23 protein-coding genes are annotated in these 24,528 nt (G+C 75.6%); 16 read left to right on the top strand and 7 right to left on the bottom strand.

The window, feature by feature from the left end; genetic code table 11:
* The first annotated feature begins 9 nt into the window (after positions 1 to 9).
* From rfbA to BIV28_RS10080, 4 genes are all read left to right on the top strand, one after another.
* Positions 10 to 888 (top strand): glucose-1-phosphate thymidylyltransferase RfbA, encoded by an 879-nt coding sequence (gene rfbA, locus BIV28_RS10095; protein ID WP_076261514.1) that lies wholly within the window; start codon positions 10 to 12, stop codon positions 886 to 888.
* Positions 889 to 937: 49 nt separating this feature from the next.
* Entirely contained in the window at positions 938 to 1,546 is a 609-nt protein-coding gene (locus BIV28_RS10090; RefSeq protein ID WP_076261512.1) for a dTDP-4-dehydrorhamnose 3,5-epimerase family protein, read from the top strand.
* Positions 1,543 to 2,190, top strand: a complete 648-nt coding sequence (locus BIV28_RS10085) for an arsenate reductase/protein-tyrosine-phosphatase family protein (RefSeq protein WP_207555902.1) — start codon at positions 1,543 to 1,545, stop codon at positions 2,188 to 2,190. Before BIV28_RS10090 ends, BIV28_RS10085 begins: the two co-directional genes overlap by 4 nt.
* 128 nt (positions 2,191 to 2,318) lie before the next feature.
* The gene (locus tag BIV28_RS10080; protein ID WP_076261510.1) at positions 2,319 to 3,299 is read left to right on the top strand and encodes a beta propeller repeat protein; all 981 of its coding nucleotides are present in this window, start codon (positions 2,319 to 2,321) and stop codon (positions 3,297 to 3,299) included.
* Between the two features lie 18 nt (positions 3,300 to 3,317).
* Here BIV28_RS10080 and BIV28_RS10075 read toward each other — a convergent pair whose 3' ends face one another.
* Complete coding sequence (locus BIV28_RS10075) at positions 3,318 to 4,436, bottom strand: LCP family protein (protein ID WP_076261509.1); 1,119 nt, start codon at positions 4,434 to 4,436, stop codon at positions 3,318 to 3,320.
* 77 nt (positions 4,437 to 4,513) lie between these two features.
* Between BIV28_RS10075 and BIV28_RS10070 the strand changes: the two genes are divergently transcribed.
* On the top strand, positions 4,514 to 5,104 hold the full coding sequence (locus BIV28_RS10070) for a hypothetical protein (protein ID WP_076261507.1): 591 nt from the start codon (positions 4,514 to 4,516) through the stop codon (positions 5,102 to 5,104).
* Here BIV28_RS10070 and BIV28_RS10065 read toward each other — a convergent pair.
* The 3 genes from BIV28_RS10065 to BIV28_RS10055 form a co-directional block, all read right to left on the bottom strand.
* On the bottom strand, positions 5,097 to 6,233 hold the full coding sequence (locus tag BIV28_RS10065) for a glycosyltransferase (protein WP_076261505.1): 1,137 nt from the start codon (positions 6,231 to 6,233) through the stop codon (positions 5,097 to 5,099). The genes BIV28_RS10070 and BIV28_RS10065 overlap by 8 nt on opposite strands.
* A gap of 67 nt (positions 6,234 to 6,300) precedes the next feature.
* Positions 6,301 to 7,650: a hypothetical protein gene (locus BIV28_RS10060; RefSeq protein ID WP_076261504.1), complete on the bottom strand. Its 1,350-nt coding sequence runs from the start codon at positions 7,648 to 7,650 to the stop codon at positions 6,301 to 6,303.
* Positions 7,647 to 8,867 (bottom strand): glycosyltransferase family 4 protein, encoded by a 1,221-nt coding sequence (locus tag BIV28_RS10055; protein ID WP_076261503.1) that lies wholly within the window; start codon positions 8,865 to 8,867, stop codon positions 7,647 to 7,649. The genes BIV28_RS10060 and BIV28_RS10055 overlap by 4 nt, the downstream gene beginning before the upstream one ends.
* A gap of 80 nt (positions 8,868 to 8,947) precedes the next feature.
* Here BIV28_RS10055 and BIV28_RS10050 point away from each other — a divergent pair, with 80 nt between their 5' ends.
* Positions 8,948 to 10,582, top strand: a complete 1,635-nt coding sequence (locus BIV28_RS10050; RefSeq protein ID WP_076261501.1) for a lipopolysaccharide biosynthesis protein — start codon at positions 8,948 to 8,950, stop codon at positions 10,580 to 10,582.
* 43 nt (positions 10,583 to 10,625) lie between these two features.
* Here the strand turns inward: BIV28_RS10050 and BIV28_RS10045 are convergent, their stop codons facing one another.
* Positions 10,626 to 11,813, bottom strand: coding sequence for a glycosyltransferase family 4 protein (locus BIV28_RS10045; RefSeq protein WP_076261499.1), 1,188 nt, complete (start codon positions 11,811 to 11,813; stop codon positions 10,626 to 10,628).
* Between the two features lie 124 nt (positions 11,814 to 11,937).
* Between BIV28_RS10045 and BIV28_RS10040 the strand changes: the two genes are divergently transcribed.
* Complete coding sequence (locus BIV28_RS10040; protein ID WP_076261497.1) at positions 11,938 to 12,999, top strand: glycosyltransferase family 4 protein; 1,062 nt, start codon at positions 11,938 to 11,940, stop codon at positions 12,997 to 12,999.
* Here the strand turns inward: BIV28_RS10040 and BIV28_RS10035 are convergent.
* Positions 12,985 to 13,632, bottom strand: a complete 648-nt coding sequence (locus BIV28_RS10035) for a phosphatase PAP2 family protein (protein WP_076261496.1) — start codon at positions 13,630 to 13,632, stop codon at positions 12,985 to 12,987. The two genes, BIV28_RS10040 and BIV28_RS10035, sit on opposite strands and share 15 nt — an antisense overlap.
* A gap of 129 nt (positions 13,633 to 13,761) precedes the next feature.
* Here BIV28_RS10035 and BIV28_RS10030 point away from each other — a divergent pair, with 129 nt between their 5' ends.
* Both BIV28_RS10030 and BIV28_RS10025 read left to right on the top strand, forming a co-directional pair.
* A complete protein-coding gene (locus BIV28_RS10030) occupies positions 13,762 to 14,631 on the top strand; it encodes a nucleotidyltransferase family protein (RefSeq protein WP_076261494.1) in 870 nt (289 codons plus the stop codon).
* Positions 14,628 to 14,909 (top strand): hypothetical protein, encoded by a 282-nt coding sequence (locus BIV28_RS10025; RefSeq protein WP_076261492.1) that lies wholly within the window; start codon positions 14,628 to 14,630, stop codon positions 14,907 to 14,909. Before BIV28_RS10030 ends, BIV28_RS10025 begins: the two co-directional genes overlap by 4 nt.
* Before the next feature lie 11 nt (positions 14,910 to 14,920).
* Here BIV28_RS10025 and BIV28_RS10020 read toward each other — a convergent pair whose 3' ends face one another.
* Positions 14,921 to 16,330 carry a tyrosine-protein kinase domain-containing protein gene (locus BIV28_RS10020; protein WP_242652884.1) on the bottom strand — a complete coding sequence of 470 codons (1,410 nt, stop codon included), beginning with the start codon at positions 16,328 to 16,330 and terminating at the stop codon, positions 14,921 to 14,923.
* Between the two features lie 220 nt (positions 16,331 to 16,550).
* Between BIV28_RS10020 and BIV28_RS10015 the strand changes: the two genes are divergently transcribed.
* From BIV28_RS10015 to BIV28_RS09985, 7 genes are read left to right on the top strand one after another with little or no spacing between them, the layout of a single operon-like run.
* Positions 16,551 to 18,545: a glycosyltransferase gene (locus BIV28_RS10015; protein WP_076261490.1), complete on the top strand. Its 1,995-nt coding sequence runs from the start codon at positions 16,551 to 16,553 to the stop codon at positions 18,543 to 18,545.
* 1 nt (position 18,546) lies between these two features.
* A complete protein-coding gene (locus BIV28_RS10010) occupies positions 18,547 to 19,905 on the top strand; it encodes an O-antigen ligase family protein (RefSeq protein WP_083707217.1) in 1,359 nt (452 codons plus the stop codon).
* Entirely contained in the window at positions 19,902 to 21,143 is a 1,242-nt protein-coding gene (locus BIV28_RS10005) for a glycosyltransferase family 4 protein (protein ID WP_076261488.1), read from the top strand. Before BIV28_RS10010 ends, BIV28_RS10005 begins: the two co-directional genes overlap by 4 nt.
* A complete protein-coding gene (locus BIV28_RS10000; RefSeq protein WP_076261486.1) occupies positions 21,140 to 22,159 on the top strand; it encodes a glycosyltransferase family 4 protein in 1,020 nt (339 codons plus the stop codon). Before BIV28_RS10005 ends, BIV28_RS10000 begins: the two co-directional genes overlap by 4 nt.
* 1 nt (position 22,160) lies before the next feature.
* Complete coding sequence (locus BIV28_RS20430) at positions 22,161 to 23,414, top strand: glycosyltransferase (protein ID WP_083707216.1); 1,254 nt, start codon at positions 22,161 to 22,163, stop codon at positions 23,412 to 23,414.
* Positions 23,411 to 24,193 carry a hypothetical protein gene (locus tag BIV28_RS09990; RefSeq protein ID WP_076261484.1) on the top strand — a complete coding sequence of 261 codons (783 nt, stop codon included), beginning with the start codon at positions 23,411 to 23,413 and terminating at the stop codon, positions 24,191 to 24,193. Before BIV28_RS20430 ends, BIV28_RS09990 begins: the two co-directional genes overlap by 4 nt.
* A complete protein-coding gene (locus BIV28_RS09985) occupies positions 24,190 to 24,495 on the top strand; it encodes a PqqD family peptide modification chaperone (RefSeq protein ID WP_076261482.1) in 306 nt (101 codons plus the stop codon). The genes BIV28_RS09990 and BIV28_RS09985 overlap by 4 nt, the downstream gene beginning before the upstream one ends.
* The last annotated feature ends 33 nt before the right edge of the window (positions 24,496 to 24,528 follow it).

Raw genomic sequence — 24,528 nt, 5'->3', positions numbered from 1 at the left:
TGGCTCACCATGAAGGGGATCGTGCTCGCCGGCGGTACCGGCACCCGGCTGCACCCGATCACGCGCGGCATCAGCAAGCAGCTGATGCCCGTCTACGACAAGCCGATGGTCTACTACCCCCTCTCGACGCTGATGATGGCCGGCATCCGCGAGGTGCTCGTCATCACGACGCCCTGGGACGCCGACCAGTTCACCCGGCTGCTCGGTGACGGCTCGCAGTGGGGCATGTCGATCAGCTACGCCGTGCAGCCCAGCCCCGACGGCCTGGCCCAGGCGTTCGTCCTCGGTGCCGACTTCATCGGCGGCGACAGCGTGGCCCTCGTCCTCGGCGACAACATCTTCTTCGGCCCCGGCCTCGGCACCCGCCTCGCCGAGCACACGACGCTGACCGGCGGGCACGTCTTCGCCTACCGGGTCGCCGACCCGTCGGCCTACGGCGTCGTCGAGTTCGACGACACCGGGCGAGTCGTGTCGATCGAGGAGAAGCCGGCCCGCCCCCGGAGCAGCTTCGCCGTGCCGGGCCTCTACTTCTACGACAACGACGTCGTCGAGATCGCCGCCGGTCTGACGCCCAGCGCCCGCGGCGAGCTCGAGATCACCGCCGTCAACGACGCCTACCTCCGACGCGGCACGCTGTCGGTCAGCGTCCTTCCCCGCGGCACGGCCTGGTTCGACACCGGCACCTTCGAGGGCCTCATGGAGGCCAGCCAGTTCGTGCACGTCGTCGAGGCGCGGCAGGGGCAGAAGATCGGCTGCGTCGAGGAGATCGCCTGGCGCAACGGCTGGCTCGACGACGACGGGCTGCGGGTGCACGCCGACGAGCAGCTCAAGAGCGGCTACGGTCGCTACCTGCACGGGTTGCTCGACGAGGGCCGCGACGCCCCCTGACGGGCTTCCCGACGAACCCACCCGACGACCTCCCGGAGGACACCCCCTGATGGACATCCGACCGCTGCGCATCGCCGGCGCGTTCGAGGTGACGCCCCGCCAGTTCCCCGACGACCGGGGGCTGTTCGCCGAGGGCTTCCGCGTCGACCACCTCGCCGGGGCGATCGGGCACGAGATGGCGGTGCGCCAGACGAACATCTCGGTGTCGCGCGCCGGGGCGCTGCGGGGGATCCACTTCGCCGATGTGCCGCCCTCGCAGGCGAAGTACGTGACGGCGACGAGCGGCGTCTTCGTCGACTACGTCGTCGACCTGCGCGTCGGTTCGCCCACCTTCGGCGAGTGGGACTCGGTCCGGCTCGACACCGTCGACCGGCGCGCCGTCTACCTCGCCGAGGGGCTGGGGCACGCCCTCGCCTGCGTCGAGGACGGCACAGCGGTCTATCTGTGCTCCGAGGTGTTCAACCCCTCGACCGAGGGCGGGGTCAACCCGCTCGACCCCCGGGTCGGCCTCGAGCTGCCGGCCGGCTTCGAGCCGATCGTGTCGCCCAAGGACGCCGCCGCCCCCACCCTCGACGAGGCGGCCGCCGCCGGCCTCCTGCCGACGTGGGAGGCGTGCCTCGCCTTCACGCGAGAGCTCGCCGAGCAGGCATCCCGGTGAGCGCGGTGGAGCCGGCCGGTCCGGTGGGAGCGCCCGACGCCGGGGGCTCGGTCCCGGCCGGCCGCGTCCTCGTCGTGTGCACCGGCAACGTGTGCCGCTCGCCGTACATCGAGCGCCGCCTCGCACAGCTGCTCGACGGCACCGGGCTCGTCGTGTCGAGCGCCGGCACCCGGGCGATGGTCGGCGCCCCGATCGAGCCCGGTTCGGTGGAGCTGCTCGAGCGGGCCGGGGCCGACGCGGTCGGGTTCGCCTCGCGGCAGCTGACCCCGGCGATCCTCGCCGAGGCCGACCTCGTCGTGGCGGCCACCCAGCGGCACCGTTCCGACGCCGTCGCGCTCAATCCGCGCGTCCTGCGTCGCACCTTCACCCTGGGCGAGCTCGCCGACCTGCTCGCCGACACCGACCTGTCCGCCGCGGCCGCCGAGGCCAACGCCGAGGTGGGGTCCCCGGACGCGACGCCGTGGGTGACGCGCGTCGCCGAGGCCGCCCGCGACCGCCGGGGCTTCGTGCGGGCCCGGGCCGCCGAGGAGTCCGACATCCCCGACCCGTACGGGCGAGGGGCCGAGGCGTACGCCCTCATGGGCACCGCGATCGAGGACGTCCTGCCGGTCGTCGCCGGCGCACTGCGTCCGCCGACCCGCTGAGGACATACCGGACATCCCCACCGAGTCTGCGGGCGACCGCTCGTCGCAAGGCATTTCGCCCCTACCATGACCGCGGGGGCCCGTCGGGGGACGGGAGGTCGGCGGTGCCGTGCGTAGGGGGATGACTCATGAGGAGAGGGCTGGCGACGGCCGCGCTCGTCGCGCTGCTGATCATCGACGCCGTGCTCGTGGCCGTGGCCCTGCGCCCCGGCGGCCTGCACGGGCCGCCCCCGGCACCGTCGGCGGCCACCCGCCTGCCCGACGGCACCCCCTCGACGTCCGCCACGACCGGCCCCGGGCCGACCGGCGCGACCGCGGGCGCCACCGGCCCGACCGCTGACCCGACCACCACCACGACCCCGTCGCCGGCGACCACGGCCACCGCGACCCCGGTGGCACTCCTCGTCGCCGGGGTCGACGCGTCGACCGCCTACCGCGGGTCGACCGGGACGTGCACGGCCGGAGGTGCCGCGCTCGAGGTGACGACCGACGGCGGCGCCACGTGGACGACGCTGCGTTCACCGGCCCGGGCCCTGGCCCGCGTGCAGCCCCTCGACGCATCGCGTGTCTTCGTCATCGGGTCCTCGGCGTCGTGCGTGCCGAGCCAGTACGCCTCGCGCGACCGCGGCGGCACGTGGCAGGCGCCGGCCGCGGTGACCGGCTCGTGGGCGCGCCGCCTCGACGACCCGGCGAGCATCGTCGCCCCGAAGGCGACCGACCCGAAGCCCTGCGGCGGCGCCGCGGTCCTCGACCTGTCGCGCACCTCGGCCACGCGTGCCCAGGCGCTCTGCGCCGGCGGCGAGGTCGTCGGCTCGACCGACGGCGGCCGCACGTGGCGCGCCGAGGGCACGGCCGCCGGGGGAGTGGCCCTGTCGAACCTCGACGACGCAGGCATCGTCACCTACGTGGCGCGGGTGGTCGGCGCGTGCGCCGGCGTGCAGGTCGTGCGCGTCGGGACCGACCGCAGCACCGTCGTCGCGTGCGTCGCGACGCGGGGCGTGCGCGCCGGGCAGGTGGCGCTGTCCGTCACGGCTCAGGCCGGCTGGCTCGTCGTCGGCGACCGCACGTGGACGGCGGCCGGCGACCTGCGCAGCTGGCGCGCGGCCTGAGTCGGGCGCGGCCCGCCGTCAGTCCTGGTAGGAGTTGAGCTCGTCGTTGCGGATCGCCTCGCCGAGGTCCTTCATCTTGACCTCGTCGACGATGTCGATCGACGCGCCGGCCGGGCTCGTGCCGAAGCCGGTGAACGGGGCGGTGATGAACCGGATGTCGCCGCCGCGGATGTCGCGCAGCGCCAGGGCCTCCGAACGCATCGTGCCCACGTCGAGGTGCTGGTCGACGGTGAGGTTCTTCGTCGCGGCGTCGGCGAACTGGCCGAGCTTGACCGGGTTGAGCAGGACGTCCTTGTTCAGCGTCTTGAGCATGAGCGCCTTGATGAAGGCCAGCTGGCGGCGGCCGCGCGAGATGTCGCCCTCGGACAGCTGCTTGCGCTCGCGGACGAAGGCCAGGGCCATGTCGCCGTCCATGTGCATGGTGCCGACCTGGAAGTCGTAGCCGTTGTCCTTGCTCGGCTCCTCGACGTTCACGTCGACGCCACCGACGGCGTCGGTCATGGCCTTGAACTGCTCGAAACCGAGCATCGCGACGTGGTCGACGCGCACGCCGAGCAGGTCCTGCATCGTGCGGACCAGCAGCGGCGCGCCGCCGAAGGCGTACGCGGCGTTGAGCTTGTTCTTGCCCTTGCCCGGGATCGAGACGTAGAGGTCGCGCGGGAAGTGGATCAGCGTGACGCGCGAGTGGTCGGCCGGGATGTGCACGAGCACCATGACGTCGGAGCGGGCGCCGACGCGGTCGGGCCCGGCGTCGTTGCCGATGATGAGGTAGTTGGTGCCGTTGCCGGCCGGCTGGGTCACGACGCTCCCGTCGGGCAGCGTGGGCAGCGCGCCCGGGCCGGACGCGTCGGGCAGGAGCAGCTCCTGCTTGACGTTGTCGGTGACGAGGTGGTTGAGCCACGCGAGGTAGCCGCCGACGGCGAGGACCGGCACGAGCAGGAGCACGAGGGCGGCGACGAGCACCTTGCGGTTGCGACGCTTCTCGCGCCGGCCGCTTCCGTCGTCGCCGCGGCCCTTGCCGTGGTCGTCGCCGGACCCACCGGATCCGGACGAGCCCGAGCCCCCGTCGGCGAGCGCGTCGGCGTCGACCCGGTCGGGGTCGAACAGGTCGCTGGCGGTCCCGCGCGTCGTCTCCACGGCGCCAGTCTAGGTGGCGGGCCGGGCGCGTTCGGGCACATTCGGGCGGGTGCCCCGGGCTGCCTACACTGTGCGGCATGTCCGGAGCAGGAACCCGCCGTCGGTCCGAGGTGACCCTCGTCCTCGTCGGCGTCCTCGCCTTCGCGGTGTACGTGTGGGTGCTCGTGCAGGCGACCCCGTTCGTCGTCACGGTCTTCGGCTTCGCCTCGGACTACCGCCCGAAGCTCTACGCCGCCTACCTCGCGGTGCTCACCGGCCTGCCGGGCCTGCTGTGGACGCTGCCGCGGGCCCTGCGTCCGCCGCCGCCGCACGTGCCGCCGTCACGGGTGGCCACGACGCGGCGCGAGGCGGTCGCCGCCGGCCCGCGCCACGGGCGCACCGACCTGCTCGGCATCGCGCTCATCCTGCTGGCCCAGGTGCCGCTGCCGGCGCCGTGGGGCCCGGCCGGCAAGGCCGCGACGATCGCCAACATCACCCGCTCGCCCGAGATCGTCGAGCTGAGCGCGTCGTTCGCGACGTACTCGCTCGGGGTGTTCGCGGCCGGGGTGGCCGCGGCGGTCATCGCGAAGGTCTACGCGCACGCCGCGGCCCAGCGCGTCCTCGCGATCATCCTCGCGGTGGGTGCCCCGGTGGTCGCGTGGGTGCTCGTGCTGCGCACCATCAACTAGGCGCCGACGCCGGCCACGGCTCGGCGAGCAGCCGGTCCACCTCGGCCCGCATCCGGGCGTGGAAGCGCTCCTCGGAGAAGAGCACGGCGTGGGCGCGGACGGCGTCGGGCTCCCACCGGCGCTCGCGGGCGTCGACGACGGCGGCCCGGACCGCCTCGACCGACGGCGCGTCGAAGAAGGCGCCGTTGGCCGACTCCTCGATGGTGTCGAGGTAGCCGCCGCCGTGCAGGGCCAGCGTCGGCACCCCGAACGCGGCGGCCTCCAGCGGCGTCAGGCCGAAGTCCTCGAGGCTCGGGGCGAGCAGCCGCGACGCGTGCGCGTACGTCCAGCGCAGCTGCGCGTCGGACAGGCCCGTGACCAGACGGACGTTCCCGGGCGCGTCGGCCCGCAGGCGGCCCTCGAGCGGGCCCGAGCCCACGACGACCAGCCGTTCGGGCAGCCCCCGCACCGCGTCGACCGCGACGTCGACGTTCTTGTACGGCAGCAGCCGCGACACGACGAGCAGGAAGCCCTCGCCGGCCCAGTCCGCGAGGTCGGGCACCGGCTCCCGGGGGCCGGACGCGTCGATGCCGTAGGGCGGGGCGACGACGTCGGCCTCGATGCCGTACGCCTCGCGGACCCGGTCGCGCACGACGCTGGAGTTGGCGAGGTAGCGGTCGGCCGAGGCCGCGGCCGCGCGGTCCCACCGCCGCAGCCGGCTCGACAGCGTCAGCAGCGCGCGGCCCCGGAGCGAGCGGGCCGCGGGGCCGCCGAGGTAGGCGTCGGTCTGGTAGAGCCAGCGCGCCGGGGCGTGGCAGTAGACGAGCTTGCGGCCGGTGGTCGGCACCCCGTGCGCCCAGCCCGAGCTCGACGCCACGACGACGTCGGCCTCGACCGGCAGGCGCGAGATCGCCCACGGCAGCACCGGCAGCGCGGCCCGGTGGTCGCGGCGCAGCGGCGCGACGTGGTCGATCGGGGAGGTGACGACGTGGGCGTCGCGGAACTCCGGGTAGGTGCCGGCCGGGTCGTAGAGCGTCGTGTGGATCGGCGCGTCGGGAAAGGCGCGGTGCAGGGCGAGGACGACGCGCTCGGCGCCCCCTCGCTGCGTGAGGTAGTCGTGCGCGATGGCGACGCGTGGACGGTGGGTCACTCGCGGCTCCCGGTGCTCGTCGGGCGGGGCGCACGCGGTCGACGGGGCTCCCCGAGGGGCCGGCCGGTCACGGCAGCGCCAGCATACGGAGCACGCGCGCGGTCTCCGCGGAACGACGGTCCGACACCCACGACCGTGCCGCGGCCTCGGCGTGGCCGTCGGCGAGCGCGTCGGCCACGCGTCGCACCTCCGCGCGTGACCGCAGCCGCCCGGGCAGCGCGTGCACGAGCAGCGGCAGCGCGTCGAGCCGCGAGTAGAGGTCGACCCGCTTGTCGCGCTCGGACCCGACCGCCCCGGCGTTGACGCTCCACTCCGCGTGGGGCGGGTCGACGAGGCAGACGGCGGGCACGCCGAGCCGCCACGCGGTGAGGGCCAGGTGGTAGGTGTCGGTGAGCACGAGGCGGCAGGCGAGGAGGCGGTGCTCGAGCTGGCCCAGCGTCAGGGGCTCGTCGGGGCGTGGCCCCTCGCGCAGGGCCGACGCCGCGAGCCGGGCCCGCCGCAGGCCCGATGCGGTGGGCACGCCGGCGTCGAGCTCGGGCCAGGCCAGCCGGAGCCGGGCGCGTCCGCGCATCGGCCAGAAGCCGGGCTCGTGCCCCCAGGGCACCCACGCCGACCTCAGCCCGAGGGCGCCGGCGAGACGGCGCCCGAACGTGCCGACGTCTTCGGGGGAGAGCCGGGAGCGGCCGACGAAGACGCCGAGGACGCCCGGGTCGCCCGCGCCTCCGGTGCCGCGGGGGTCGCCGCCGACGCCCACGGCGGAGTCGGTGTGCGTCGCGGGGCACGGTGGCGGCAGCACGAGGGCGGCGTCGGTGCCACCGCAGCAGTCGGCGCCACCGCGATGGCGTTGCGCGACCTCCGAGGAGTACGGGTCGCGGTGGCTCACGGCGGCGGCGCCCCGGTGGAAGCGGCGCAGCGCCTCGCCGTAGGGGCCGCGATAGTCGCCCGGCATGTTGAAGGCCAGCGTCGAGCCGTAGGTGACGACGCGTCCGAGCACGTCCGGGCCGGCGTCGGTGAGCAGCAGGTGCTGCCCGGTGAGCCGGAGCGCGGCGTCGGCGTCGAGGGGCAGGCCGATGCGGTCGGTGAGCACGTGCGCGCTGTGCTCGAGGTAGACGGCCATGTGGAGGAAGTCGCCCCAGAAGACGACGCGGTCGGCGTCGAGCACCTCCTCGAGGCGGCCGCGGGCCAGCTCGTAGGTGAGGCCGGTGTCGGTGTCGCGGACCCGGTGGTCGTCGAGGCGCTCGGAGCCGCCCGGCGCCGCGCGCCACTCGCTCTGGTCCCAGAGCCGCCAGTAGCGCACGTCGGTGAGCCCGGCGTGCCGGGCGACGTGCTCGAAGGCGAGGTCGACGCTCGCCATGCCGGGGTTCGGGCCGTTTGGCGGCGCGCAGACGACGTTCACGCGCGTCGTGGGCGTGCTCATCGGCGGCTCCGCGCCGGGTGGGGCACCGGGTGGGGCGCTAGGTGGGGCGTCGAGCGGGCGGCTTGCTCCCAGACGCGGGTCAGACCCTCGGCCGACGCGGCGGCGAGGAACCGGCGCGTCACGTCGGCGTGGGCTCGGGCAGCGCGCGCCAGGGCCCGCTCGGGGTCGTCGAGGACGTCGAGGACGGCGGCGGCGAGGGCGTCGGGATCCCCGGGCCGCACGAGCAGCCCGGTCGCAGCGTCGGCGTCGGTGCGGACGATCTCGTCGACGCCGCCACCGCGGGTGGCCACGACTGGGACGCCCGCGGCCATGGCCTCGGTGACGACCTGGCCGAACGGCTCGGGCACCGTCGCGGCGTGCACGGCGACGCTGGCGCGGTCCAGCTCGTGGCGCGGGTCGGGCCGGAACCCGACGAGCTCGACGTGGTCCTGCAGGCTGAGCGCCCGCACCTCGGCGCGGACCTGCTCGGCGTAGTCGTCGGCGCCGAAGGCCGGGTCGCCGACGATGCGGACGCACACGTCGGGGCGGGCGTCGGCGACGCGTCGGGCCGCGCGCACGAGGACGAGCTGGCCCTTGGTCGGGCTGATGCGGCCGACCATGACGACGACGGGCGGGCCGGCCGGCTGGCGCGTGCGCGCCGCGGGTGCGACCTGCTCGGGGGCGAGCCCGGGGTGCACGACCGTGAGCCGCCGGGCACCGGGCAACGTGGCGGCCGTGGCCTCGGAGTTGGCGACGACCGTGTGCGGGACGCGTCGGGCGAGGGACTGCAGCAGGCGCGCGGTGCGCGCCGGCAGGTAGTCGGGGGCGAGCCGGTCGTGCACGTGCCAGACGAGCGGGCGCCGGGCCAGGGGCGCGGCGAGGGCGCCGGCGAGGTCGGCCTTGAGCGAGGTGGTGTGCACGACGTCGACGTCGAGGCGGCGGAGCGTCGCGACGAGACGCCGCAGGAAGGACGCGCCGGCGAGGACCCGACGCGGGTGCAGGGCCGCGGCCGGGCCGGTGGCGCGGCCGGCGCCGAGCACGTCCCCGGCGAGGGGCACGACGACGACCTCGTGGCCCAGGGCACGGACCCGTGCGGCGAGCGGGCCGTCGGCGAAGAGCACGACGACCGGGGTGACCCGGTGCGGGTCGAGGCCCTCGAGGACGCGCACGAGGGCCAGCTCGGCGCCACCGGGCTCGGCGGTGTGGTCGAGCACGGCGACGTGGACGGGGCGTGGCACGCTGCGAGGTTACGACGCGGGAGGGGTCGAAACGGGCGGATCGGGCCGCATCCACCGGGACGGCTGACATACTGCCGCTCATGCCGGCCTCCTCGCCCGGTGACGAGACCGGTCCCGACGACAGGGTCCTCGTGCCCGATGCCGCCGCGGCCCGTGACGTCGGTGACGACCCCACGGCCATGAGCGCCGGTCACCTCCAGGAGCGCGCCGTGCGTGGCGCCGCGTGGACGGTCGTGCACACGTTCGTCGCGATCCCGATCGCGTTCCTCGTCAACCTCGTCGTCGCGCGCGTCCTCGGGGCCGCCGACTACGGCCGGCTCGCGCTGCTCACGGCGATCATGGAGTTCGTCTCCGGCCTGCTGACCACCGGGTTCGCCACGGCGGTCATCCAGTACGGCGCCAAGGCGCACGCCGGGGGCCGCACCGCCGACGTGGCGCGGCTGCTCTCGCAGTGGCAGGGCTTCCGGCTCGTCGTGGCGATGCCGGTGCTGCTCGTCGTGGTCTTCGTGACCGCCGACGTGCCGCCGTGGGCGATGGGCGTGGCCCTGCTCTTCGGCGTCGTGCTGCCCTCGGCGCTCGACGGCGGCGCGACGAGCCTCGGCATCGAGAACAAGACCGCGGACGGGGCGAAGATCGCGCTCGTGACGACCCTGCTGACCCAGGTGGCGGTCGTCGTCGTGGCGCTCGTCGTGCGGACCCCGGACGCCGTGTGGGCCACGCGCCTGGTCGTGACCGGTCTGGCGGTCGGGCTGTGCCTGGCGCGGATCGCCCCCGCCTACCGCGTCGCGGTGCTGCGTCCGGCCCTGCCGCGCGGGATGCCGGCCGGCTTCTGGCGGTTCGCCGTGCCGATGGGGCTCGCGGGGGTGGTCAGCGGTCTCGTGTCCTCGCGCAGCGAGGTCTTCGTCCTCAGCTGGCTCGCGACGCCGGAGGCCCTCGGCATCTACGCGCTGTCATTCGGTCTGGCCGTGCACACCTTCGCGCCGGCGCAGGCCATCGTCGGTCCGCTCATCCCCGCGATCTCCGGGCTGCGCGAGGTCGACGAGTCGGCCGTGGCACCGGCGTTCCGCCGCGTGGTGCGCAGCGGGTCGTCGGTCGTCGCCCTCGTCGACGCCGCGGTCGTGGCGCCGCTGGCCCTGCTCGTCCCCGTGCTCTACGGGCACCAGTTCGCCGAAGCCTCACCGGTGGTGCTGGCGCTCGCGGTGACCTCGGGCATCGCGACGGCCGGGGGCCCGATCTTCGCGTTCGTCACGGCACGGCTGTCGGGCAACCCGATCCTCGTGGCCTACGTCGTGGCGCTCGTCGTCGACCTCGGGCTGGCCGTGGCCCTCGTGCCCTCGATCGGGGTGTGGGGTGCTGTGGTCGCCAACGCCGCCGGGGCCCTGACGAGCCTCGGCATCCTTGCGGTGCGCGAGCTGCGCGCCCTCGACCTACCGCTGCGCGTCGTGGCCCGCGACGCCGTGCCGCTCCTCGTCGGGTCGCTGTCGGCGGTCGGGGCCTACCTGGCCGCCGCAGCCGTCGAGGGGCCGGTGCTCCTGCGTGCGGTGGGCGCCGCGGTGCTCGGCACCGTGATGTGCGTCGGCGTGCTGCGCCTGCTCGGTGCGGGGCTCACGGTCGAGGACCGCGGCGCCGTCGATCGGGTCCTGCCCGACCGCGTCCGTCGTCCCGCCTCCCGGGTGCTCGACCTCCTCCTCGGCGGGGCGACGCCGGTTCGCTGACCGCGACCTCGTTGGCCGCGGTCGGGTGCGGGTGTCGACGCCGTCAGGTGGTGACGCGGCTCGGCTCGCGCACCACGTCGGCGTGGATCCTCGCGTAGGCCGCGGCGACGTCGGACCAGTCGTAGCCGCGCACCCGCTCGAGTCCTGCGGACGCGAGCCGGTGAGCGCGGGACGGGTCGTCGAGCAGCGCGCCGACGGCGCCGGCGAGCGCGCGCTCGTCGGTCGGGTCGACGAGCAGGCCGTCGACGTCGTCGGTGACGAACGTGGCCGGGCCGCCGAGGCTCGTCGCGACGAGCGGCGCCCCGGCCCGCCACGCCTCGAGGGCGACGATCCCGAACGCCTCGACCCGGCTCGGTACGACGACGACGGATGCGCGTCGCAGCCACGCGTCGACGCCCGCCTCGTCGAGAGCGCCGGTGAGCTCGACCCGGTCGCCGATCCCGCGCGACCGCGCCCGTTCCACGAGGCGCTGTTCCTGCGTACCGCTGCCGACGAGCACGAGCCGGGGCGGCGCCGCGCGCCGCTCCTCGTGCAGCCGGCCGACGGCATCGACGAGCAGGTCGAAGCCCTTGTTGTGCTCGAGCCGGCCGACGCCCAGGACGATCGGAGCCTGCCCGTCGTGGGGCGGCGGGGGGCCGGCCGGGCCGAGGGGGTGCGCCGCCAGGTCGACGCCGTTGGGCACGACGACCCCTCCGGCGAGACCGAACCGGCTGCGCAGGTCGGCCACCACCGACTCGGAGCACCCGGTGGTCACCGCGGACTCGGCGAGGGCGCGGGTCAGCGCGCGGCGCAGCAGCGCCGAGCCACCGAACGCGTCGTGGTCATCGGCCATGGTCTCGCCGTGGCTCGACACGACGAGCGGGGTTCCGGTGTGGCGCGACAGCGCCAGGGCCCAGGCCCCGTTGGGCCCGAAGCACTGGACGTGCAGGACGTCGGGGGACAGCTCGCGGTGGGCGGCACGCCAGCGACGCCACGCGGCAGGCGCTGCGGTCGCGAAGCGGGCGAGGGACGCCGCGTTGCGGGCCGGCATCGGCGTCGGCAGGTACCGCACGACGACGTCGTCGAGGACCCGCTCGTCGAGGTGCTCGCCCCGGTCGACGGTCCACACCTCGACGTCGGTGCCGAGCCGGCGCAGCGCCCGGGCCACGTGCCGGACGTGCGACTCGACGCCGCCGACGTACGGGTCGTAGGACGACGCGACGAGGGCGACGCGGGGCCGACCACCGGTCACGCCGCCTCCTCGGGGTGTCGGAACGGCCCGGGTCCCCGCCCGGGCGGCGGCTCTCACCCTACGATGCGGGCACGGCCCGAGACCGCCGTTCCGCACCGACCCGCTGACCGCCGGAGGAGGACGCGTGCCCCGCCTCACCATCGCCACGACGGCCACGGCCGTGCCCATGGGGGCGCAGGCCTACGAGGGCCACGTGGCCTCCCGGGCCGGCGCCGCCCTCGACGTGCTCTCGGGTCCGGGGGAGACGTGGGAGGTCAGGCGCAGCATCGCCCGCTCGCTCCGGTCACCGCTGCCCGGCACGGTCCGGCTGCCGATGGGCTGGCTGTCGCAGGCGCCGGCCGGGCCGCGCGCCGCCGTCGGCCGGCTCGTGCACCGCGGGGCGGGCCTCGTGCACCGGATGAGCCTCGAGCTGCCGCCGGCCCCGACCGAGGTCGTGACCCTGCACGACGTCGTCGCCTGGCGCTTCGCCGACGAGTCGGCCCCGGTCCGGGCCGCCGCCGAGGAGCTGCGGCGGGCGGCCGCCGTCGTCTGCGTCTCCGAGTACACGGCCTCCGAGGCGGTCGAGGCCCTCGGCATCCGTGACCCGCACGTCGTGCCCAACGGCGTCGACGCCCTCTTCTTCGGGGCGCAGGCGCTGCCGTCGCGACGCCTCGAGGCGCTCGGTGTCACCGGCCCGTACGTCCTCACCGCGGGCGGTGCCTCGGAGCGCAAGAACCTCGCCGCCCTCGCCGACGCCTGGCCCGTCGTCCACCGGGCGCGCCCCGACCTGACGCTCGTCCTTGCCGGGCCGCCGCACCCGCGCCGGACCGAGCTGTTCGCCGAGCTGCCCGGCGTCGTCCTGGCCGGGCGACTCCCGGCCGAGGACGTGCCGGGCCTCTACGCCGCGGCCGAGGTCGTCGTCGTCCCCTCGCTCGTCGAAGGATTCGGGCTGCCCGCCCTCGAGGCCATGGCGGCGGGCGTCCCCGTCGTGGCCTCGAACCGGTCCTCGCTGCCCGAGGTCGTCGGCGACGCGGGGCTGCTCGTCGAGCCCACCGGCCCGGGCCTGGCCGACGGCGTCCTCGACGCCCTGGCCGCCGGCACCGACCGGGCCGCCCTCGTCGCACGCGGGCTCGCGCGGGCCCGGCGGTTCACGTGGGAGGCCAGCGCCCTCGGGCACGCCCGCGTCTGGCGGTCAGTGGGCCTCTGAACGGTCCGGCGTTGGGGCGTCCGAGCGAGTTCCCGCCTCGAGGCGCACGTTCGACGCGTCGCCGCCGAGCAGCGCCACGGACAGCGCCGTCGCGGCCGCCACGAGCAGGGCGCTGCCGAGGACGTCGACGGGGCGGTGCGCGTACCAGCTGACGTTGCCGACGCCGACGACGACGGCCAGCACGGCCCCGACACCGAGCCCACCGCGTCCGAGGGGGCGGGGCCACAGGACGCCGAGCGCCACGAGGAGCGTGAACCCCACCGTCGCGTGGTCGGACGGGTAGCCGGCTCCCGGCAGGCGGAGCAGGGCCGGCGCGTCGAGGCCTGCCGTCACGACGGCGCACGCGAGGACGACGAGCACCGCCACGCCCAGCCGGCGCCACCCGCGCCGGACGATCGCGAGCAGGGCCAGCGCCACGTCGACGGGGGCGAGCGCGACGAGCAGCCAGGGCCGGGCGAGGGCGTCGAGACCGCGCCGGAGCCCGGCCGGCACGCCGTCGAGCACGACCCGGGAGACCCAGCGGTCGACGGCCTCTCCGGGGGAGGTGCGCAGCACGAGCAGTGCCGTCAGGACGAAGCCGAGGACCGCCGCGAGCCCGCAGAGCAGCCAGACGACTCGGGCTCGACGCGACACGTGACCCCCTCTCCGGCACCCGCGGCCACCGTCGCGCGGGGCCGTTCGTCGCGACCCGGGTCCGCGGCCCCGGACGGGCTGTTAGGGTGCGAACGTCCGGTTGGCTCGCAGTGTATGGGGGTTGGCTCGATGGCTGTGACGTCGACCGTCGACATCCCGCACGAGGTGCGAATCGCCTTCGCCCACGCGGCCGTCCAGCACCTCGTCGACGGCCTCGGCGCCCGCGCCGTCCACGTCAAGGGCGCCGCGCTCGACCCGAGCCTCGTGCCGAGCCGCAGCTACTCCGACGCCGACGTCCTCGTGCACCCGAGCGACGTGCCCGCCGTCCTGTCCGGGCTGCGCGACCACGGCTGGGACCTCATCAACACCTTCGCGTACGGCTCGTCGTTCGAGCACTCCGCGACCTTCCGGCACGAGGACTTCGGTCTGCTCGACGTGCACCGCCTCTTCCCCGGCACCGGGCCGACGCCCGAGGCCGCCTTCGAGGCCCTGTGGTCCGAACGGCAGACGACCTCGCTCGGCGGACGACCGTGCGCCGTGCCCTCGCGCCCCGCCCAGGCGTGCCTCCTGCTGCTGCACGCGGCCCGGGCCGGCAACGACGCCAAGGCCGCCCGCGACGTCGACTGCGTCTGGACGAGCGCCACGGACGCCGAGCGCGCCGCGGTCCTCGACTGGGTCGACCGGCTCGATGCCCACCTCGCCTTCTCCGTCATCACCGGCACCCTCGACGACCACGCCGGCGACCCCGCCTACGGCCTGTGGCGCGTCGCGGCGCGCGGTGGCACCCGCGTCGAGGAGTGGCGGGCCCGCATCCGCGCCGCCCGTGGGCTCCGCGCCAAGCTGACGGTGGCCGGACGCTCGGTCCTCGTCAACGTCGAGCACCTCAGCATCGTGCGGGGCGCGCCGCTGACCCGCCGTGAGGTCGTCGCCGAGTTCTTCGCCCGCCCGGTGCGCGGCGTCGGCGAGCAGCTGCACCGCCGACGCGGGAGCGGGACGTGAGCGGGGACCGCCCTGCCTACGAGCCGGCCGGCGACGTCGCCGCGGTCGTCGCGGCCGACGGCCTGACGGTCTGGGTGGCGGGGCTGCCCGGGGGCCCGATCCACGTGCTCGAGGGCGTCGCCGCCTCGATCTGGACGTCCGCCACGAGCGCCCCCGCGGAGGGCTGGCGCACCCGGGTGGCGGCCGCGTGGGAGCAGTCCTCCGAGGCCGTGGGCGAGCAGGTCGACGCGTTCGTCGCCGACCTCGTGGCCCGCGGGCTGCTGCGCGCCGCCCGCTGACCCGGCGCAGGTCAGCCGTGCCGGGCGGGCTGCCGCTTGTGCTCGGCCCGCTCGGCCTTGGCCGCGGCCTTCGCCGACGCCTTGGCCGCGGCCTTCTCCGACCGGGACGGCTTGACCGGCTTGGCCGGCGCATAGGTGTCGTGGTTGTAGCCGTAGTAGCCGTAGCGGTGGGTCGTCGAGGACCCTGACGGCACCATGTTGAGGGCGAACCCGGCCACCGGCACGTCGACCGTCTCCAGGGACTGGACGGCGCTCGCGAGGTCCTTCTTCTTCGTCCGCTCCGCGCCGACGACCATGATGAGGCCGTGCGTCAGCTTGTTGATGAGCACGGCGTCGATGACGGGCACGACGGGCGGGCTGTCGACGAGGATGAAGTCGAACTGCTGGGCGAGCTTGCCGAAGAGCTGCTCCATCGGCTCGGACCCGAGCAGCTCGCTCGGGTTCGGCGGCACGGCCCCGGCCGGCAGCACGAAGAGCGTGCTGTCGCGCCACTGCTGGATCACGTCGTCGGGCTCGGCGAGCCCGAGCAGCAGGGTCGTGAGGCCGAAGCCGCCGTCGAGGCCGAGCGCCCTGGCCACCGACGGGTTGCGCAGGTCGCCGTCGATGAGCAGCACCCGCGAACCGGCGTCGGCCATGGCGAGCGCGAGGTTGACCGTCGTGGTCGTCTTGCCCTCGCCCGGCACCGAGGAGGTGACGACGAAGGAGTGGCCGCCGGTGGTGACGTCGACGAAGAGGAGGTTGGTGCGCAGCCGGCGGATGGCCTCGGCGTGCCGCCCGTGCGGGTCGGACTCGAGGCTGACGAAGCCGGTGGAGTCCTTGGCGGCCTTGACGAGCGGGATGTCGCCGAGGATCGGACGCTTGGACAGCGCCTTGATGTCCTCCTCGGTGCGCACCTTGGTGTCGAGGGTGTGGGTCAGCAGGGCGAGGCCGATGCCGAGGGCGAGGCCGAGCAGCCCGCCGATGAGCAGGTTGCGCCTGGCGTTCGGCGAGATCGGCTCGCCCGGCACCGACGCGGGCGAGATCGTCGTGGACTCGACCGCCTGGCCGTTGGAGGCGAGCAGCGGCGAGAACTTCTTGGCGACCTCGGCCAGGACCGGCCCGGCCTCGTTGGCGACGCGGGCCACGAGCTGCGGGTCGCCACCGGTCGAGCTGATCGTCATCATGTTCGAGGTCTGCGACACCTCGCCGGAGAGGCCGAGGGGCGTGCCCGGAGGCAGCCCGAGGCGCTGGGTCAGCGGCTCGCTGACCGACGGCGAGGTGAGGACGTCGAGGTAGGTGGCGAGGTCGGTGGCCTGGATGGCGTACGTGCCCGACTTGCCGTCGGTGGAGCTCGGCGGCTCGGTGGCCGACAGGTAGATCTTCGTGCTGGCCGTGTAGACGGCAGGCGTCAGCATCGTCTGGACGGCCGTGGCCGCGATCACCGTCAACAGGCTGAGGACGACGATCCGCCACCGTGCCCCCAGCACTGTGAGGAAGTCACGAAAAGTCACGGTCCCCCCGGCCGATCTCGACGGTACGTGCGAGCATCGTCCCATATCATCCGAATGCCGGGGCCCAGTCGGGGACATCTGGCACCGGCGGTCCCTGGGGAGGGGCCGGTCGGGCCCGCGGGCCCGACCAGGAACGGTCAGGAGGGGGCCGATGCGGGCACTGCGCGTGTCCCACAGCGCCGTCGTCGACGGCTGGCGCGAGCGCGAGCGCGCGCTGCGCCGGCTCGGTCACGACGTCGAGCTCCTCTGTGCCCGTGAGTGGTCCGAGGGCGGGCGCGTCGTGCCCCTCGTGCCCCGTGACGGCGAGCCGGTCACCGGCGTCGCCACCGTCGGACGCCACCCGGCCCTGTTCGTCTACGACCCGCGGCCGCTGTGGCGGGCGCTCGGGCGGCCGCTGGACGTCGTCGACGTGCACGAGGAGCCGTTCGCGCTCGCGACCGCCGAGGTGCTGCTCCTGCGCCGGCTGCGCCGCCAGCGCGCCCCGTACGTCCTCTACTCGGCCCAGAACATCGACAAGCGCTACCCGCCGCCCTTCCGCTGGCTCGAGCGCTGGGCGCTGCGGCACGCGTCCGGCGTCGACGTGTGCAACGACGCCGCAGGGCGCATCGTCGAGCGCAAGGGCTTCATGGGCCGGGCGCGCACCATCGACCTCGGCACCGACCTCACGACCTTCACGCCGGGCCCGACCCGCGACGACCGCTCCCGCGAGGGTGGCGACGTCGTCGTCGGCTACGCCGGGCGGCTCGACCCCGCCAAGGGCGTGCACGTCCTGCTCGAGGCCCTGGCCCTCGACGCCGGCCTGGTGCTGCGCGTCGCCGGTGACGGTCCCGACCGCCCTCGTCTCGACGCGCTCGCCGCCGACCTCGGGGTGGCCGCCCGCGTCGAGCACCTCGGGGCGCTCGACCCGGCGCAGCTGCCCGGGTTCCTCCGCTCCGTCGACGTGCTCTGCGTGCCGTCGCTGACGACCCCGTCGTGGGTCGAGCAGTTCGGACGGGTCGCGCTCGAGGCGATGGCGTGCGGTACCCCGGTCGTCGTCAGCGACAGCGGGGCCCTGCCGGAGGTCGTCGGTGACGCCGCTCTCGTCGTCGCCGAGGCCGACGCGGCCGGGTTCGCCAAGGCGGCGGCCGAGGCCGGGCGCGACGCCGCCACGGCCGACCGGCTGCGCGAGGCCGGACTGGCCCGGGCTGCCGCGTCGTCGTGGGAGCGCGTGGCCGCCGACCACGACGCCCTCTACCGGTCGGCCACGCGCACGCCGCGCGAGGCCGGGCCGGGGCGGCGCCCGCTCGAGGTCGTCGTCGTCGCCTACGGCCAGCCCGAGCTGCTCGGGGGAGCGCTCGAACCGCTCGCCGGCCGCCGCGTCACGGTCGTCGACAACTCGTCCTCGCCCGCGGTCCGCGCGGTCGCCGAGCGCCACGGGGCGCGGTACGTCGACCCCGGGCGCAACGGCGGCTTCGCGGCCGGCGTCAACGAGGGCCTGCGTCACGCGGATCCCGACGCCGACCTCCTCCTCGTCAACCCCGACGCCGCCGTCGGGCCGGCCGACGTCGACCGGCTCGTCGCGGCGCTGGCCGCCGACCCCGGCCTGGCGAGCGTCGGTCCGGCGCAGGTCGACCCGGAGGGCCGCGCCGCCCGCGTCACCTGGCCCTTCCCGTCGCCGCTCGGCACGTGGCTCGACGCCGCCGGCATCGGGCGGTGGCGCCGCGACCGGTACGTCATCGGCTCGGTGCTGCTGCTGCGCCGCGAGGCCCTCGACCACGTCGGCCCCTTCGACGAGGAACGCTTCTTCCTCTACGGCGAGGAGACCGACTGGGCGGCGCGGGCCGTGCGGCTCGGCTGGCGCCACGCCCTGGTGCCCGAGGCGAACGCCGTCCACGTCGGCGCCGCCACGAGCACCGACCCCGACCGTCGCGAGGGGCACGTGCAGGCGGCCCAGGAGCTGTTCCTACGCAAGCACCACGGGGCGGTCGGCTGGCAGGTCAGCCGCGTCGGCCAGGTGCTCGGCTCCGGCGTGCGCGCACTCGTGCTGCCGGGGGAGCGGGGCGTCGCGGCCCGTCGCCGCCTGCGTGCCAACCTCTCCGGACCGGTGCGGGCAGAGCGTCGCCCGTCGGACTCGGTCGCGGGCGGGCTTGCGGGAGAGGGGATCTGAGGTGTCGCTGGCAGGTGGCGCGGTGGACGGTCGCGGCTGGGGGCGGGTGCGCGCGGCCGGTCTCGTGGTGCTCGCCGGAGCCCTCCTGCTCGCCGTCGGGCACTTCGCCGCCACGGCGCCCGAGGCGGCGATCGTCATCGCCGTCGCCGTGCTCGCCACCGGAGTCACGGCCGTGCAGCCCGGGCTGATCCCGCTCGCCGTGCTGCCCGTCCTCTTCGCGGTGCTCCGCGTCGGCAGCCAGGGCGTCGACCTCTCGCTGTCCGACTTCGCGCTCGCGGCGGCGAGCCTGCCGGCGCTGCTCCTCGCCCGCCGGCCCTTCTCGCCGGGGCTGCGCGCCGTGCTATGGGCCTCGGCGGCCTACCAGTTCGCCACCCTCGTCACCGTCGTCAACAACCCGTACTCGGCCAACGCCGTCGAGTGGGCGCACGCGTGGATGACGGTCTCGGGCAGCCTCGTCGTGGGCTGGGCCGTCGGCGCCAACGGGCACGCCCGCACCGGGATGCGGCTCGTCGTCGCCACGATCGCCTTCCTCGCCGCCGTCACGGTCGTCGAGGGCGGCCTGCAGGTGCTGCACGGCGACCTCTCGCCGGTCTACATCACCTTCCCCTACCCGATGCACAAGAACTTCGTCGGCACCGTCTGCTCGTTCGGCGCGACGATCCTCTACGCCCGCCCGGCGTGGGCCGGCATCGGCAGGCGCCTCGGCTGGCTGCTGCTCGCGCTCATGGTCGTGGCGATGTTCCTGACCCAGTCGCGCCAGGCCGTCGTCGGTTTCGTCGCCGCCGTCTTCGTCCTCGTCCTGCGGGGCCGGTCCGAGCGCCGCCGCAGCAAGCTCGTCCTGCTGCTGCTCGCCCCGGCCGTCGTCTTCGTGACCAACCTCGTCCAGGACCAGATCAACTCCGGCAACCAGTTCAACTCGGTGTTCCAGCGCCTCACGTGGTTCCAGGACAGCCTCGACGTGTGGGGCACCGACCCGTGGTTCGGGGTCGGGCTGCGCTGGTGGTACACCGACCGGTTCCCCGTCTCGTTCCAGCCGCCCAACGCCGAGATCGAGGTGCTGACCTCGGCCGGGGTGGTCGGGCTCCTGCTCTTCGTCGTGCTCGCGGTCGTGGCCCTGCGCGTCGCGTGGAAGCTCGACCCGGTCTACGGCTCGGTCGCGCTCGGCGTCCTCGTCAACCGGCTGGTCCAGGCCCAGTTCGACCTCTTCTGGTCGGCGGTGCAGGCCTCGGTGCCGTTCGTCGTGCTCGGCATCTGCCTCGGCGCGCAGCGGTACGCCGAGCTGAGGCGCACCGCGCCCGCCGCGGTCGTCGAGGGCCGGGTGCCCGAGGTGGCCTGGGCGACGCGGCTGGGTGCCTCATGACGACTGTCGTGCAGATCACCCCGGAGATCGCTCCGGGCACGGGGGTCGGCGCCGTGGCCCACCACCTCGAGCAGGAGTGGCTCAGGGCCGGCGTCGACGTGCGACGGTTCACTCTCGCCGAGTGCGGCGGCGGGTGGCTGCCGGCGCCCGGCGGCGGCGTTGGCGGGCGGCTCGCGCTGCTGGCCCGCGTGGTGTGGTTCTCCACCGTCGGCACGGCACGGGCGCGCGCCCACCTGCGCGCCCACCCGGAGCAGCTGTCGGTGTGCCACAACGACGCGCTCGCCGGCGACGTCTACGTCAACCACGGCATCGTCCAGGTGGCGATGGCCTCCCGCGGGCACGCCCGGCTGCGCCTGCTGCGCAACCCCCTGCACGTGTTCACCACGGCGCGCGACCGGTACCGCTACACCCGGTCGGGGGCGCACCGGGTCGTCGTCAACCTCGTCCGCGCCGAGGAGCGGCTGCTGCGCGACACCTACCCGCGGCTGCGCCCGCCGACCGTCGTCATCGGCAACGGCGTCGACGTCGACCGCTTCCGGCCGCCGACGCGCGCCGAGCGTTCCGACGCCCGAAAGGCGTTGGGGGTTAAGGAAACCGACCGAGTCGTGCTCTTCATCGGCAACGAGTTCGACCGCAAGGGACTGCCCCCGCTCACCGACGCGCTCGCCGCCACGGACCCCTCCACCCACCTCGTCGTCGTCGGCGGCACCCCCGAGCTGCTCGCCTCCGCCCGGCACCGTGCCGAGCGCGTCGGCGTGGCCCACCGGGTCCACCTCGTGGGTGCCCACCCCGACCCGCGGCCCTGGCTGCACGCCGCCGACGTCCTCGCCAGCCCGAGCGCTTACGAGTCCTACGGCCTCGTCGTCCTCGAGGCCTTGGCCTGCGGCGTGCCCGTCGTCGCCACCCCGACCGGCTGCGTCCCCGACGTCGTCGTCGACGGCGTCAACGGCGCGGTCGTCGACGCGACCGACGGTCCGCTGGCCGAGGCGCTCGCCGCCGCGCTCGAGCGCGTCCTCGCCCTGCCGGTCGAGGCAGCGCGGGCTGCCGCTCGTGCCACGGCCGAGGAGCACTCGTGGGCCCTCGTCGCCCGGCGCTACCTCGACCTGCTGACCTCGCTCGGCCACGGCCCGGCCACCGGCACCTCGTCCGACGACGCCACGCCCGCGGGCGCCACGACCGCGGGCGCCTCGACCGAGGGGCGCCGGCCTGCCGACGCCCGGCCCGGAGGTGGCGCATGAGGGTCCTGCACGTCGTGCGCTCCGACGCGTTCGCCGGGGTCGAGAGCCACGTCGCCCGCCTCGCCCGGGCCCAGGCCGACCGCGGCGACGAGGTGCTCGTCGTCGGCGGCGACCCGGGTCGCACCGCCGCGGCGGCAGGACCGCGTGTGCGCCACGAGCCCGCCCGCACCGTCACCGACGTCGCCCGCCGGACGCGTCAGGCGGCCGGGGGCGCCGACGTCGTCCACGCGCACATGACGGCAGCGGAGGTGGCGGCCGCGGCGGCCCTCGCCGGCCGTGCCGTCCCGCTCGTGGCCACCCAGCACTTCGCCCGGCCCGCCGGCAGCAACGCGGTGTCGGCCCTCGCCGCCGACCTCGCGGGGCGTCGGGTGCGGGCGCGGATCTCCATCAGCGAGCACGTCGCCCGCAGCATCGGCCGGCCGAGCACCGTCATCCACCCGGGCGTCGAGCCCGTCGACGCATCGCCGACCGCGGCCGAGCGCGAGCCGGTGGTCCTCGTCGCGCAGCGCTTCGAGCGGGAGAAGGAGACCGACGTCGCCGTCCGTGCTTTCGCCGCGTCGGGCCTGGCCGCGCTCGGTTGGCGCCTGCACCTGGCGGGCGACGGCTCCGACCGCACCGCCGTCGAGGCCCTCGTCGGCACGCTCGGCCTCTCCGAGGCCACGACGTTCCTCGGTCACCGCGACGACGTCGAGCGCCTCATGCTGCGCGCGTCGGTGCTCCTCGCGCCGTGCCGGGTCGAGGGCCTGGGCCTCACGGTGCTCGAGGCCATGGCGGCCGCACTGCCGGTCGTCGCCGTCGCCGGCGGCGGCCACCTCGAGACGTCCGGCGCGGTCGCGGGGGCCGCCCTCCACGCGCCGGGCGACGCCGACACCGCGGCGACGCTGCTGCGCGCCCTCGCCGACGACCCCGACGGCCGCGACCGCTACGGCGCGGCGCTGCAGGCCGCCCAGCGCTCGTCCTTCACGCCCGAGCGGCAGGCCGAGCTGACCGACCGGCTCTACGAGGCGGTGCTCTGACATGGACCTCGTCGTCGCCTCGCTCGAGGCCTGGGACACCGTGTGGCGCCGCAACCAGCACCTCGTCGCCGGGCTCCTGCGCGACGACCCGCACCTGCGGGTCCTCTTCGTCGAGCCGGCCACCGACCCGCTCCACGCCGCCCTCGGCGCCGCACGGCCCCGACGCGGCCGGGGACTGCGCCGCGGCCCCGAGCTTCCCGGTGTCGGTGCCGACGCCCTGTGGCTCTTCGAGCCGACGAAGTGGCTGCCGCGCCGCCTCGACTCCGGCGTCGACGACCGCTGGGCCCGACAGGTGATCCGCGCGTCGCGGACCGTGGGCATGACGGCACCGGCCCTCTGGGTCAACGACCCCACCGGCGCGCTCCTCGTCACCGCGACGACCTGGCCCGCGCTCTACGACGTCACCGACGACTGGACGCTCGCCGACCGTGCCGCCGCGCAGCTGGACCGCGTGCGCTCCCAGGAGCAGGTGCTCCTCGAGCGGTGCGCCGAGGTCGTCGTGTGCTCGCCGGCGCTCGCCGCCAGCAAGGGGGCCGACCGGCCGGTCACCCTGGTGCCCAACGGGGTCGACACCGCGGCCTACCGCGACGTGCACGAGCGCCCCGCCGACCTGCCCGAGGGCCCGGTGGCCCTCTACGCCGGCACGCTGCACGCCGACCGCCTCGACGTCGACCTCTGCCTCGACCTCTGCGAGGCCCTGGCCGGGCTCGCCGGCGGCCCCGGACGGCTCGTGCTCGTCGGACCCGACGCGCTGGACCACCGCGACTCCGAGCGGCTGCGCGGGGCCGGCGCGCTCGTCCTCGGCGCCCGCCCGAGCACCGGCGTGCCGGCCTACCTCCAGCACGCCGACGTCCTCGTCGTACCGCACGTCGTCACCCCCTTCACCGACAGCCTCGACCCCATCAAGCTCTACGAGTACGCGGCCGCCGCACGGCCGGTGGTGGCCACGCCCGTCGCGGGCTTCCGCGACAGCACCGACCCGCTCGTCTGCTCGGCCGACGGCGCCGGGTTCGTCCTCGCCGTCGCCGAGTCCCTCACCGGGGCAACGGTTTCCGCCGCCACCGGTGGACGCGGGGGCGTCGGTGCCGGCCTCGACACCGAGCCCGACATTGAGCCCGACACCGAGCCCGACACCGACGCGTCCGGCCGGCCCGAGGACGCCGGCGCGCGGGCGTCCCGGCTGGCCACCCTCGACTGGCACGACCGGGTGCAGCGGATGCGCGAGGTGCTCGACCGTCTCGGGGGTGCGTCGTGAGACCGACCTCCTTCGTCGTGCGCGCGCTCGGGCGGCGCGTCCGGGTCACGCTCGACGCGTCGCTGCTCGCGGAGGCCCGTCGCGTGTGGCACCTGTGCCTCGAGGACGACGCCGACGCCCCGGTGGACGCCGAGGTGCTCCACGACCCGCCCACGCCCACCACGGAGGGCGGCCCGTCCGAGCGGACGACCCGCGTGGCGTCGCTGCAGGAGCTGACCCAGACCATCACCCACGCCGCCATCGGTGCCGCCGCGGGCGAGCTGCTCATGCTGCACGCCGGGGCCCTGTGCGACCCGCGCACCGGCGCCACGCTCATGTACGCGGCACCGGGCGGGACGGGCAAGACGACCGTCACGAGCACCTTCGGCCCCGGCCGCGGCTACCTGACCGACGAGACGGTCGGGCTGACCCGCGACCTCACCGTGCTTGCCTACCCGAAGCCGCTGTCGGTGCGCCGCGGCGACACCGCCTTCCTCAAGCACGAGACCGCTCCGGGCGACCTCGGGCTCGCCTCGCCGGTGGTGCGCCCCTGGCTGGCCGGCATCGTCGCGCTGCGCCGTGACGCCGCGCCCGGCGCCCCGGTCGAGGTGGAGCACGTCGGGCTCCTCGAAGCCCTCGTGCTGCTCGCCCCCGAGACGTCGTCGCTGGCCCGGCTCGACGAGCCGCTGCGCCGGCTGGCCGACGCGGTCGAGGCCGCCGGGGGACTCCGCGTCCTGCACTTCGCCGACGCGCCCGACCTGCGGCCCGTCGTCACCGAGGTCCTCGGGAGGACCCGGTGAGCGGCTACGGGCCGGCGACGGTCGTGCGGCTCGGGCCCGTCGTCGACGTCCTGACGACCGACGAGGGCACGGTGGCCCTCGTCGAGCGCGAGGTCGGCCACCAGGTCGTGCGCGTGTCCGACCTCGGGTCGGTGGTCCTCGAGCTGCTCGAGGCCGGTCCGGCAACCGTCGCCGAGGTGGCCGCCGAGCTCGTCGAGCTCTACGGTGCGCCGCCCGACTCCGACCCCCTCGAAGCGACCGGAAGAGCCTTGGCCGACATGTCACGAACTGGCCTGATTTCTGCGGACAACCCGGGCGCATGACCGTCTCGGATTCGCTCATCTTGCGGGTAAAAC

Origin of the sequence: Intrasporangium flavum, from assembly GCF_001956915.1 — a bacterium.
GTDB lineage: Bacteria > Actinomycetota > Actinomycetes > Actinomycetales > Dermatophilaceae > Monashia > Monashia flava.
This window is presented reverse-complemented; position numbering and strand designations above follow the sequence as displayed.